Below are 11,915 nucleotides of genomic sequence, written 5' to 3'. Positions count from 1 at the left end.
GCGTGAAGAACGCCTCAGTGCTGGGCCGCCTTTTCGGCACCGGCACCGGTGAGGGAGCGGACCTCCATCTCGGCGTACTTCTTCTGGTTGTGTTCCTTGGACAGCACGGTGCCGAGCCAGCCGAGGAAGAACGCCACGGGGATCGAGACGATGCCGGGGTTGTCGAGCGGGAACCAGTGGAAGTCGACGCCTTGGAGCATCGAGGCGCTCTTCCCGGTCTTCGCGTCGACGGGCTTACCCGAGACCGCCGGCGAGAACACGATCAGCAGTACACAGACCGCGAGACCGCCGTAGATGCTCCACAGCGCGCCCTGGGTGTTGAACCGCTTCCAGAACAGCGAGTACAGGATGGTCGGCAGGTTCGCCGACGCCGCCACCGCGAACGCGAGCGCCACCAGGAACGCCACGTTCTGGTTCTTCGCGAGGATCCCGCCGACGATCGCGACGGCCCCGATCACCAGCGCGGTGATCCGCGCGACGCGGACCTCGCTGTCGGGGTCGGTCTTGCCCTTCTTGATCACGCTGGCGTAGACGTCGTGCGCGAACGACGCCGACGCCGTGATCGTCAGGCCCGCGACCACCGCGAGGATCGTCGCGAACGCCACCGCCGCGATGAATCCGAGCAGGACGGGGCCGCCCAGTTCGAGTGCCAGCAGCGGCGCCGCAGAGTTCGTCGTCCCGGGCGCCTTCGCGATCACGTCGGGGCCGACGAGCGCGCCCGCGCCGTAGCCGAGCACCAGGGTGAACAGGTAGAAGATGCCGATCAGCGCGATCGCCCACACCACCGAACGGCGCGCGTCCTTCGCGGTCGGCACCGTGTAGAAGCGCATCAGGACGTGCGGCAGGCCCGCGGTCCCCAGCACCAGTGCGATGCCGAGCGACAGGAAGTCCAGCTTGGTCGTGCCGGTTTTCCCGTACTGCTTGCCGGGACCGAGAAGCGCTTCCCCGGTCTGGCCGCCCTTGTCGACGGCGGCCTGGAACAGGCTGGAGAGGTTGAAGCCGTACTTCCCGAGCACCCACATCGTCATCGCGAACGTGCCCGCGATCAGCAGGACGGCCTTGATGATCTGGACCCAGGTAGTGCCCTTCATCCCGCCGATCAGCACGTACAGGATCATGATCACGCCGACGACGGCGATCACCAGGTCCTGGCCGAGGTTCCCCTCGATGCCGAGCAGCAGGTTCACCAGGCCGCCCGCTCCCGCCATCTGCGCGAGCAGGTAGAAGAACGAGACGGCGAGCGTGGAGACGGCGGCCGCCGCGCGGACCGGGCGCTGCTTCATCCGGAACGCGAGCACGTCGCCCATGGTGAACTTGCCGGTGTTGCGCAGCAGTTCCGCGACCAGCAGCAACGCCACCAGCCACGCGACGAGGAACCCGATCGAGTAGAGGAAACCGTCGTAACCGTTGATCGCGATGGCACCCGCGATACCCAGGAACGACGCCGCGGAAAGGTAGTCGCCGGAGATCGCGATCCCGTTCTGCGGACCGGTGAACGCGCGTCCCGCGGCGTAGTAGTCGGAGGCGGTCTTCGTATTCCGGCTCGCCCGGAAAACGATCACCAGCGTGATCGCGACGAATACCGCGAAAATGGTGATGTTGAGGGTCGGGCTGCTGCCCTGTAAGCCCGCTGCCAGCGTTTTCACCGTTCGGTCCCCTCGATCTCGTGCCGGAGCTTGTCGGCGAGCGGATCGAGTTTCCGGTTGGCGTACCGGACATAGAGGCCGGTGATCACGAAGGTGGACACGAACTGCAGCAGGCCGAAGACCAGGCCGACGGTGATGTTGCCGAAGAGCTTGGTGCCCATGAACCCGGTCGCGTAGTCGGCGAGGAGCACGTAGAGCAGATACCAGAGCAGGAACAGGACCGAGACCGGGAAAACGAATACCCGGAGCCGTCGCCGCAGCTCGGTGAATTCCGGACTCGCCTGCACCTTTTCCCAGTCGGATTCCGGATCGGACCCGAGGTCTTGATCGGTATCACTCACTTCGGACCTCCCACCTGCCGCAACCATTCGCTGATTTCGATGTCACGAAAGATCATGCCCCTCTTGGGGCGTGAGAGGGGCAATCCATTTGAGTGAACGGTACGACTCTGAGTAGATGGTCACGACTCGAAAGAGTGACTTTACTTCCGGTGGCGGCCCTTGCCGGTGGTGCGCGTCTTCTCTTCGGCCTGCCCGAACCGGGCGACCGCGCGATCGCGCATGAACCCGAGCGGGTCGGGGGCGTGCAGCCGCAGCATCACGCCGTGGACATCGTCCGGCCGCCCGTACCCGGTCGCCCGGCTCACCACGTAAGTGGTCAGGAACGCCGCGGGCACGGTGATCAGCGCGGGCTGGTTCGAGAACCAGGGCGCCCAGTCACCGGTGTACTTGCTGACGATGTTGACCACCAGCGCGGTCAGCACGAGACCGCCGCCGACGAGCATCCCGGCCAGCGCGCCGGGCCAGCTGAGCTTCCGCCACCAGACCCCGAGCAACAGCAGGGGACTGAACGTGGACGCGGCCAGCGCGAACGACATCCCGACCGAAAGCGAGAGGTCCTCCGACGGCAGCAGGACCGCCAGCGCGAACGGGATCAGCGCCACGATCGCCGTCGCCACCCGGAAATCGCGGACCCGGCCGGGCAGCACGTCGGTGGACACCACCCCGGCGACGCTCACCAGCAGCCCCGACGAACTCGAAAGGAACGCGGCGAAGGCACCGGCCGCGGTCACCGCGCCCAGGATCTGCCCCCAGAGCCCGGGGAGGACCGCGGACGGCAGCAGCAGGACGGCGGCATCGGTCTTCCCGGTCACCAGCAGCTCCGGGACGTACATCCGCGAAAGCGCGCCGAGCAGCGTCGGGAACAGGTAGAACAACCCGAGCAGCAGCAGGACGTGCACCGTCGTGCGGCGCGCGGCCTTGCCGTCGGGGTTGGTGTAGAAGCGGACCAGGACGTGCGGCAGGCCCATGGTGCCGAGGAAGGTCGCGAGGATCAGCGAATAGACCTGCAGCAGATCGGTGAGACTGCCCGAACCCGGCCGGAGCCAGTCGCCGTTGGACGCGGGCGCGTCGCTGACCACCGGAACCGGGGTGCCCGCGGTGAACTTGAGCGTCGTGCCCTTGGTGACCTTGTGCGGCGCCTCCGGTGTCCACACCGCGAACCCGTTGGCGCGCGCGCCTTCCACCTGGCCGTACGCCTCGAGCACGGTCACCGAGGTGACCTTGAGCGTGACGTCGGTCTGCACGGAGATCGTGGTGTTCTCGGTGAACATCGGCGGGGCGGGCTGACCCAGCGGGCGCGCGCTGCCCGGTCCGCCGGAGCCGAGGAACACGATGCAGAGGATGAACGTCGGCACCGCGATGGCGAACAGCTTCAGCCAGTACTGGAAGGCCTGGACGACGGTGATCGCGCGCATCCCGCCCGCGATCACGTTGAACCCGACGACGAAGGTCACCAGGATCGCGCCCGCCCAGGCGGGCACGGGCAGGATCGTCGCCAGCGTCAGACCGGCGCCCTGCAACTGCGGGACCATGTAGAGGATCCCGATGAACACCACGAACGCCGTCGAAACCCGGCGCAGCATCGTCGAACCCAGCCGCATCTCGACGAAGTCCGGCAGCGTGTACGCGCCCGACCGCCGCAGCGGCGCGGCCACGAACAGCATCAGCGCGAGATAGCCCGCGGTGAACCCGATCGGGAACCAGAGCGCGTCGGCGCCGTCCTTGAGCACGATGCCCGCCACGCCCATGAACGACGCGGCGGACAGGTACTCACCGGAGATCGCGGCCGCGTTGCGGCGGGAGCGAACGGTGCGCCGGGCGACGAGGAAGTCATGCGTGCTGACAGCCGACCGCGAGGAGCGGTGCCCCAGATAGAAGGTCAGGACCGCGACCAGCACGATGCCGGCCATCGCCCACGGATTCAGCTGCACGCCACGAATCCTCGCATGTGCGGCTCCGCGATCAGTTCTCGATCATGTCGACGAAGTCGCGTTCATGACGTTCGGCGAGCCGGTTGTACCAGAGTCCGATGCCGAACAGGAACGGAAAAGGTGCCACGCCGAGGATCAACCAGGGCAACGGGATGCCCAGAACGACCACCCGGCCGAATGACGGGATCAGGTAGAAGAGCACCGGAAGTGAACACAGAGTGACCATCACCAGCAGCGCCAGCAGGGAGGCCGTCCGCAGCTGGATCTTCACCAGATCCCGGACCAGGAGCTTGCCCCAGCTGGTCTGTTCTTCGAGTTCGACCCTGGCCCGCAGGGTGCTGGTGGCCTGCCGCGGATCGGCGAGGATCACCCGCTGCCGCTTGGGTTTCGCGTGGTGCTCGGGCTTCGCCTGCTCGTGCTTGGGGCCGGACGGGGCACCCGGCACCGGCTCGACGGCGGCCCCTTCGGCCGGCGCCGGTTTCTTGTTCCTGCCCTTGCCGAGCGTCGGATCCGGTTCGCGGACGCCGTTGACCCGGCGATAGTAGTCGTCGGTCACGTCGACCGGTTGGCGCCGACCAACCGGTCCTTGAGCGCGCGCGTGTGACGGCGGCTCACCGGCAGCACCTTCTCCTCGTTACCGATGACGACCTGATAGCCGCCCTGGCCCATGCGCAGCTCGGTGATCAGCGGCAACGAGACCAGGAAGGACCGGTGGATCCGGACGAAACCCGCCTTCTCCCAGCGCTCTTCGAGTTGCGCGAGCGGGATGCGGACCAGGTGGCTGCCGTCGTTGGTGAACAACCGGGCGTAGTCACCCTGCGCCTCGACCCAGCGGACCGAAGACCTCGGGATCAGCTTCGTGGTGCCCGCGAGCTCGACCGGGATGACCTCGTCGTCGTTCTTGACGAGCCCCGGGCCGCCCTCCGGTCCGCCGTACTGCGGCGCGGCGTTGGCGGCGAGTTTGTCGATCACGCGGGTGATCGCGCGGTCGAGACGATCCTGTTGGTACGGCTTGAGCACGTAGTCGAGCGCGCCGAGGTCGAAGGCGTTGACCGCCTCTTCCGCGTGCCCCGTCACGAACACCAGCGCGGGCGACGGGCGCAGCGCGGCGAACACCCGGGACATCTCCATCCCGGACAGTCCGGGCATGTCGATGTCGGCGAACACCGCGTCCACGATCGGCAGGCCCCTGGCCTTGCGATCGCCGAGCCTCGGGTCGTCGGTGGACAGCAGTCGCAGCGCCTCCGAAGCGTCTATCGCCGGGAAGACCAGGGCGACGTGCGGGCTGTTCCGGAGACAGTGAACGAGTTCGTCTAGCCCTTTGGGCTCATCGTCCACCGCAAGGACAATGAGCTTCCGGGTGTCATCGTGAGCACTCACAGTGAGTCGCATAATGCCCATTGCCGGGGTCCCTGTCCAGCCCGCTTCACGAAAGTCGAACGAAAAGGACGGCACCGGCACCCCCGCGCCAGGGGTGGCCGGTGCCGTCATCTTTTCCGGTGACACGAACCGCCTCGCCGTGCCACACCTATCCCTTCACGGAGTGAAGGTGAACCAGTTGACGCTCACGAAATCGGCGGGCTGCCCGCTCGTGAAGGTCAGGTAGACGTCGTGTTTCCCGGTGATCCCGCTGATGTTCGCCGGCACGGTCCGCCAGTTCTGCCAGCCGCCGGTGTTCCCGACGGCGAAGCTCCCGACCGGTGCGTTGGACCGGCTGTCGAGCCGGACTTCGACGAGCCCGCTCACCCCGCCCGCCGCTCCGGACGCGACCCGCGCCTGGAACTGCCTGCCGGTCTGCGTCCCGGAGTCGACGCCCGGATACGACGCCCAGTCACCGTTGCCCGCGGGACCGATGTTCTGGCCACCACCGGAATCGGACGTCGCCTGTTTGGCGATCCCGGCGGCCTGGCCGTAGGACTCCGCCTGGATCGTGCCGTACGCGCTGCCCCCGCCGGGGCCGCTCGACGTGGTCGTCGTCGGTGTCGTGGGCGTGGTCGGCGTGGTGGGTGTCGTGCCGCCGCCGCGGGTCAGGACGGTGACGTAGTCGACGAGCATCGGATGCCCCGGCACGATCCCCGGTCCCGGCGTCGTGGTGCCGGAGTTGTTGTTCGGGAACGCGCCGCCGATCGCGACGTTCAGCAGCACGAAGTAGCCCGCGTGGTTCGTCATGTTGGCCCAGGTGGTGGCGTCGACCTGGTTCTGGGCGACCGAATGGAACTGCTGGCCGTCCACCAGCCAGCGGAAGACGTTCGGGCTGACGCTCGTGTCCCATTCGAAGGTGTACGTGTGGAACGCGCTCTGGCAGCCGGCGCCGGGGCAGGCCCGGCTGCCGACCAGGCCGGTCGTCTCGTTGCACGGGCCGCCGGGGTTGACGCCGCAGTGCAGCACGCCCCAGACCGAGTTGATCCCGTTGACGTTCTCCATGATGTCGAACTCGCCGACGGCGGGCCAGTTCCAGTAGTTGCCGCGATACGGCGAGCCGAGCGCCCAGAAGGCGGGCCAGTAGCCGAGTGCGGCGGCGCCGGTGACGTTCGGCATCTGGATACGGCCTTCGATCCGCAGCGCGCCGCCCGACGGCGGCTTGAAGTTCGTGCGCTGCGTTTCGATCCGCGCGGAGGTCCAGTTGCCCGCGCCGTCACGCTGCGGCGTGATCCGCAGGTTCCCGGCACCGTCCTGGGCGAGGTTGGCGGGGTTCGCGGTGTAGTTCTGGATCTCGCCGGTGCCCCAGTTGCCGGGTCCGCCGGGGTAGCCGTGGCCGGTGTCGACGATCCAGTTCGCGCTCGACGGGAGCGAACCCGCGGCGCCGGTGAAGTCGTCGGTGAACACGGTGGTCCAGCCGGACGGCGGGGGCGGGACGGCGGCGGAAGCGGGGATCGTGAGGGGAACCGCGATCAGGGCCGCGCCGACCGCCGAACCGAGCGCGAGCTTCCAGCGGCTCCGGCGGGTCGCATGGGGAGAAGTAACGGACATCGGACCTCCTCGTCAACGCTGTCGAGGGTTTGTTGCCGTTCACAACAAAGCGGTATGTCCGATATGAGACCTGGTCTGAACCACTTACGCCTACCACCGTTCGGGTGAATCCGTCCCGTCCCCAAACGCTATGAAGGGGACTTTCATTGCAAAATTTGCGATGAAAGTCCCCTTCATTGCACGCGCGTCAGAGGCCGAAGCGGCTCCAGGCGGCCTTGCTCTGGACCGCGTCCAGCAGTGCGCTCGCCGCGGCGGGAGCGCCGATGCCGAGCCGCGCCAGCAGCGCCTTCTTCGGTTCGGCGACGGAGATCTCGGCGTCCGGGTACCGCTCGGTGATCACCTGGCGGAGGCTGCCGACGCCGTCGATGAGGCCGAGTTCGACCGCGCGGGCGCCGAGCCAGACGTCCCCGTTGAACAGATCGTCGGAGCCGGAAAGCCGGTCTCCCCGGCGCTCGGTGACCCAGTCGACGAACAGTTCGTGGAGCTGGCCGTGCATCTTCTTCAGCCACTCGACGTCTTCCGGCTTCTCCGGGCTGAACGGGTCGAGCCGGGACTTGTTCGTCCCCGCGGTGTGCAGCCGCCGCTCGATGCCGAACCGCTCCAGCAGGCCGGTGAACCCGAACCCGCCGCTGATCACGCCGATGGAGCCGACCATCGACGTCCGGTGCGCGTAGATCTCGTCGGCCGCGCAGGCCAGCCAGTATCCGCCGGACGCGGCGACGTCCTCGGCGAAGGCAAGGACGGGCACGTTCTTCTCGTCGGCGAGCTGGCGGATCCGCTCGGCGACCAGGCCCGACTGCGTCGGCGCGCCACCCGGTGAGTTGATCTGCAGCGCGACGGCCTTGAGCCGGTCGTGCGCGAACGCGCGGGTCAGCGCCGATTCGACGGCGGCGAGGTTGATCGACCCCCTGGCCAAGGGTGACGGGGTCGGCGTGATCACCCCGTGCAGCTTCACCACGGCGACGACGTCCTTGCGCTCACCCCGATCGCCGATCATCGGGAGACGGGAAGTCAGCTTGTCCGCAACGCTCATACCGCCAGGTTACCGACGTTCAGGAGGGCAGCACGCCGCTGCGCGAACCGGCCACCCCACTGGCCTCGTTCGGGCCACCCTGCGGGGGGACGGCGGCGCTGTCGGCGGAGAAGTCCGGCAGGTTCGGCCGCACGCCGGGCATGAATTTCGGCACCCGCAGGGTCACCTTCATGCCGGCACCGGGAGCGGTCTCGACCATGAGCGCGTAGTCGCGGCCGAACACCTGCTGCATCCGCTGGTTGATGTTGCCGAGCCCGACGTGGGCGCCGGTGCGGTGCTGGCTGCGGAGGTCCGCGAGCTTGGCGGGCTCCATGCCGATGCCGTCGTCCTCGACGCTGATCAGCGCCTCGGCGCCGTAGTCCTCGGCGATCACCGTGACGCAGCCGCCCGACGGCTTCGACGCGAGGCCGTGTTTGACGGCGTTCTCCACCAGCGGCTGGATGATCAGGAACGGGACGACCACCGAAAGCACCTCGGGCGCGATCTTCATCCGCACCTCGAGCCGTCCGCCGAAGCGGGCGTTCTCGATGGTCAGGTACCGGTCGATGTTCCGCAGTTCCTCGGCGAGCGAAGTGAACATTCCTGACGTCCTGAACGAGTAGCGCGTGAAGTCGGCGAAGTCCTGAAGCAGCTCTCGCGCCTCCTCCGGATCTGTCCGGATCAGCGACGAGATGGTGTTGAGCGCGTTGTAGACGAAGTGCGGCGAGATCTGCGCGCGCAGCGCCTTGATCTCTGCCTGCTGGAGCTGGTTCTTCGACTCGTCGAGGCGCGCCAGCTCGAACTGGGTGCAGACGAACTGCGCGACCGCGTCGGCCATCTGCACCAGCCGCCCGCGCGTGCGCCCGACGACCAGCAGCGCCGCCTCGGTCTCGCCCTCGACGATCAGCGGGACGATCACCGCGGTCCGCATCCGGCAGGTGCCGCGGTGGTTGCACGGCATCTTGTCGTGCGCGACGACCTCGCGGCGGTGCTTGCGGATCGCGTTGCCGATGGCGTCGACGAGATCGACGTAGTGGTCGTTGGCCTCGCCGTCCCAGGACAGCAGCGTGCCTTCGCTGTCGGTGATGCCGACGGCGACGCAGTCGAGCATCTCCAGCAGCTGGCTGGTGATCTTGTCGGCGACCTGCTCGTCGAGCCCCTCACGGAGATCCGGCGTCGCCTTGGACATCCGGTGGACGGCCTGCAGCACCGCGTTCTCCACGATGCTCGCGGGACGCCTCAGCTTGATCAGCAGGACGACCACGAGGATCGCGAGCAGCAGCGCGACACCCCACGGGATGATCTGCGCGATTTCGAGCCCGGACACGGCGTCCATGCTCTGCGCTCGACCAACCGGGTGCAAGGGCTGCTCCCCACTTTCCGTTGAGTTGTGACAACTGAGGGTGGGGCCGACCCTACCCAAGACCGGGGTGTTCTCCCCATGGTCACTCCCCGTCGACCAGTAAAGACTCCTCCGTAGGCAATCGCTTCCGGGGGAGGAACACAATGCGCGGAACGGGGAAGCTCGCGGCGGGCGCGCTGGCGGGGGTCCTGCTGGCGAGCGTGCCGGCGGGGACGGCGGCGGCGACCGGGGATCCGGTGCGCACGGCGGTCGGGAACCTGGTCGCGGAAGGGGGATTCCCGGGAGCGGTCGTCCAGGTCCGGAACGGTGAGACGGTCTCGCGGTTCGGCGCCGGGTACGCGAACCCGGTCACGCGCGAACCCGCGGGACCGCATCACCGGTTCCGGATCGCCAGCAACACCAAGGCGTTCGTCGCCGCGGTGGTGCTGCAACTGGCGGGTGAAGGCGCGCTTTCACCCGACGATTCGATCGAGCGGCGGCTGCCCGGCGTCGTGCGCGGACCGGGCTACGAGCCGGAAAAGATCACCCTGCGGATGCTGCTGAACCACACGAGCGGCGTGCACGATCCGCTGGATCCGCATTTCTTCGACCCGTACCTCGTCCGGGGGAACCGGGCGCACATCTATCCGCCGTCGGAAGTGATCCGGCGGTCGCTCACCGACCCGCCCTCGTTCGCGCCCGGGACGAAGGCGGACTACTCGAACACGGGATATCTGTTGCTGGGCAAGGTGATCGAGAAGGTCACCCGCAACGACGTCCGCGAAGAGATCCAGCGACGGCTCCTCGATCCGCTCGGCCTCGGGCGGACGTACTTCCCGCTCTGGTCGCCGTTCCTGCGCGGACCGCATCTGCGCGGATACGACCTGAGCGAACCGGCGAAGAACATGACCGTGTTCAGTCCGTCGTACGACTGGACCGCGGGCGCGATGGTCTCGACCGTCGACGAACTCGCGACGTTCCATCGCGCGCTGCTGGCAGGACGGCTCCTGGAACCGGCGCAGCAGGCGGAACTCGAGCGACTGGTGCCGCAGGGCGAGTTCGGCGCGTACGGCGCCGGTGTCGAGACGCTCAACCTCCCGTGCCCGGGCGGCCCGAAGAGGGTCTGGGGGAACACCGGGGCGGGGCCGGGGTTCTACAGCGTCTCGATGAGCACCGAGGACGGCTCGAAGCAGATCGTGCTGGCGTTGAACGTGTACGACCTGGCGAAGGACGTGGCGCACGAGGATCCGCTGCCGAGCAGTCCGCTGCCGGCGGTCGCCGCGGCCCTCTGCTAGCTCATTTCAGCAGGCGTGACATCCGCCGGTCGGCCAGCGGCTTGCCGCCGGTCTGGCAGGTCGGGCAGTACTGGAACGACTTGTCCGCGAACGAGATCTCGCGGATCGTGTCGCCGCAGACCGGACATGGCAGCCCGGTCCGCGCGTGCACCCGCAGCCCGGACCGCTTCTCCCCCTTGAGCCGGGCCGCGGACTGGCCGACCGAGCGCGTCACGGCGCTGGTCAGCACCTCGCGAATGGCCTCCGAGAGCCCGTCGAGCGCTCCTTCGGACAGCTTTCCGGTTGTGGCGTAAGGAGAAAGCTTCGCCATGTGCATGATCTCGTCGGAGTAGGCGTTGCCGATCCCGGCGAGCAGCGACTGATCGGTCAGCGCCGTCTTCAACCGCTCGGTGCGCCCGGTGAACAGCTTCTCGAGCCCGGCCCGGTCCAACGACAGCGCGTCCGGCCCGAGCCGCGCGATGCTCGGGACCTCCTTCTCCGGATCGCGCACGATCCAGACCGCCAGCCCCTTCTTCGTGCCCGCCTCGGTGAGGTCGAACCCGGGACCCGCGGCCGCGTCGAGGTGGACGCGCAGCGAGATCGGCCCCTTGCCGGGTTTGAGCGGCGTCGGCGACAACGCGTCGGACCAGCGCAGCCACCCCGCCCTCGCCAGGTGGACGACCAGATGGAGATCCCCGGCGACGAGGTCGAGATGCTTGCCGAAGCGGCCTGCCCCGGTGACCTCGCGGCCGTGCAGCTCGGTCCACGGCGGTGTCGCCGTCTTCAGCACGCTGAGGGACGACACGTCGACACGGAAGACCGTCTTGCCCACCGCGTGTTCACGCAGGTGGTGAGCGAGCGCTTCGACCTCGGGTAACTCGGGCATGCGCCCAGTCTCGCGCGTTCAGGCCGCCGCGACTACTCCACCGGGTGCAGCGGACCGTCGAAATCGGGCAGTGAGTGCTTCTGGATGGTCTTGGTGATCTTCGAGACCTCGCCGCGCACGGTGAACATGCCGCGGATCGTGCCCACCCAGCGCTCGGACGGCCTGTCGCCCGCCAGATCGCCCTCGGTCTCGGCGACCACGGTCCACGGACGGCGCAGAATCCACCGCAACGGGAAGAACAACGCGATCAGCAACAGGGCCAGCGGAACCCAGGACGGGATCATCACATCCGTCGGGGTCCACATGATGAGCACGAGCGCGAGCACCGCCGTCACGACGATCATCGCGATCCCCGGACCGTAGCTGCCTGCCACATCGTGCTCGAAATCGTCCGCAGTCGCGGGAGCACGCCATTCCATCTGGGCTCGGACCACCCAGTCACGGCCGTCCTCGCCGTGCACCAGCCGGTTCATTCAGTCGCCTCCCGCGCGGCCGCTCGCTCGTCGTGAGCGA

Annotated in this window: 11 protein-coding genes; 1 reads left to right on the top strand and 10 read right to left on the bottom strand. The window is 68.0% G+C overall.

From position 1 onward, the window contains the following. Positions 1-14: 14 nt before the first annotated feature. The 8 genes from ACLJRM_RS23930 to ACLJRM_RS23895 form a co-directional block, all read right to left on the bottom strand. On the bottom strand, positions 15-1,646 hold the full coding sequence (locus ACLJRM_RS23930) for a cation acetate symporter (protein ID WP_410664347.1): 1,632 nt from the start codon (positions 1,644-1,646) through the stop codon (positions 15-17). Further along, entirely contained in the window at positions 1,643-1,987 is a 345-nt protein-coding gene (locus tag ACLJRM_RS23925) for a DUF485 domain-containing protein (protein WP_174720489.1), read from the bottom strand. The genes ACLJRM_RS23930 and ACLJRM_RS23925 overlap by 4 nt, the downstream gene beginning before the upstream one ends. 140 nt (positions 1,988-2,127) lie before the next feature. Next, a complete protein-coding gene (locus ACLJRM_RS23920; protein ID WP_410664346.1) occupies positions 2,128-3,918 on the bottom strand; it encodes a cation acetate symporter in 1,791 nt (596 codons plus the stop codon). 31 nt (positions 3,919-3,949) lie between these two features. After that, a complete protein-coding gene (locus tag ACLJRM_RS23915; protein WP_101611696.1) occupies positions 3,950-4,474 on the bottom strand; it encodes a hypothetical protein in 525 nt (174 codons plus the stop codon). Further along, positions 4,471-5,310: a LytR/AlgR family response regulator transcription factor gene (locus ACLJRM_RS23910; protein WP_410601671.1), complete on the bottom strand. Its 840-nt coding sequence runs from the start codon at positions 5,308-5,310 to the stop codon at positions 4,471-4,473. Before ACLJRM_RS23910 ends, ACLJRM_RS23915 begins: the two co-directional genes overlap by 4 nt. Before the next feature lie 144 nt (positions 5,311-5,454). Beyond that, on the bottom strand, positions 5,455-6,888 hold the full coding sequence (locus ACLJRM_RS23905; RefSeq protein WP_410664345.1) for a carbohydrate-binding protein: 1,434 nt from the start codon (positions 6,886-6,888) through the stop codon (positions 5,455-5,457). 187 nt (positions 6,889-7,075) lie between these two features. Beyond that, entirely contained in the window at positions 7,076-7,921 is an 846-nt protein-coding gene (locus tag ACLJRM_RS23900; protein WP_101611694.1) for a S49 family peptidase, read from the bottom strand. A 19-nt stretch (positions 7,922-7,940) separates the two neighbouring features. Then, complete coding sequence (locus ACLJRM_RS23895; protein WP_101611693.1) at positions 7,941-9,236, bottom strand: histidine kinase; 1,296 nt, start codon at positions 9,234-9,236, stop codon at positions 7,941-7,943. A gap of 170 nt (positions 9,237-9,406) precedes the next feature. On the opposite strand from ACLJRM_RS23895, the gene ACLJRM_RS23890 reads away from it, so the two are divergent. Continuing rightward, positions 9,407-10,537: a serine hydrolase domain-containing protein gene (locus ACLJRM_RS23890; protein ID WP_410664344.1), complete on the top strand. Its 1,131-nt coding sequence runs from the start codon at positions 9,407-9,409 to the stop codon at positions 10,535-10,537. A 1-nt stretch (position 10,538) separates the two neighbouring features. On the opposite strand, the gene ACLJRM_RS23885 is transcribed toward ACLJRM_RS23890, so the two are convergent. Further along, the gene (locus tag ACLJRM_RS23885; RefSeq protein ID WP_101611691.1) at positions 10,539-11,402 is read right to left on the bottom strand and encodes an Fpg/Nei family DNA glycosylase; all 864 of its coding nucleotides are present in this window, start codon (positions 11,400-11,402) and stop codon (positions 10,539-10,541) included. 32 nt (positions 11,403-11,434) lie between these two features. Further along, on the bottom strand, positions 11,435-11,875 hold the full coding sequence (locus tag ACLJRM_RS23880; protein WP_101611690.1) for a DUF983 domain-containing protein: 441 nt from the start codon (positions 11,873-11,875) through the stop codon (positions 11,435-11,437). Positions 11,876-11,915: the final 40 nt, after the last annotated feature.

The sequence above is a fragment of the Amycolatopsis sp. lyj-84 genome, assembly GCF_046549075.1.
GTDB lineage: Bacteria > Actinomycetota > Actinomycetes > Mycobacteriales > Pseudonocardiaceae > Amycolatopsis.
Note: the sequence above shows the minus strand (reverse complement) of the source record. Positions and strands in the feature narration are given on the sequence as shown.

Bases quoted from the DNA above. Each gene is read 5' to 3' on its own strand.
- ACLJRM_RS23880 (WP_101611690.1), bottom strand. From the start codon at position 11,875: ATGAACCGGCTGGTGCACGGCGAGGACGGCCGTGACTGGGTGGTCCGA.
- ACLJRM_RS23885 (WP_101611691.1), bottom strand. From the start codon at position 11,402: ATGCCCGAGTTACCCGAGGTCGAAGCGCTCGCTCACCACCTGCGTGAA.
- ACLJRM_RS23895 (WP_101611693.1), bottom strand. From the start codon at position 9,236: ATGGACGCCGTGTCCGGGCTCGAAATCGCGCAGATCATCCCGTGGGGT.
- ACLJRM_RS23905 (WP_410664345.1), bottom strand. From the start codon at position 6,888: ATGTCCGTTACTTCTCCCCATGCGACCCGCCGGAGCCGCTGGAAGCTC.
- ACLJRM_RS23900 (WP_101611694.1), bottom strand. From the start codon at position 7,921: ATGAGCGTTGCGGACAAGCTGACTTCCCGTCTCCCGATGATCGGCGAT.
- ACLJRM_RS23910 (WP_410601671.1), bottom strand. From the start codon at position 5,310: ATGCGACTCACTGTGAGTGCTCACGATGACACCCGGAAGCTCATTGTC.
- ACLJRM_RS23890 (WP_410664344.1), top strand. From the start codon at position 9,407: ATGCGCGGAACGGGGAAGCTCGCGGCGGGCGCGCTGGCGGGGGTCCTG.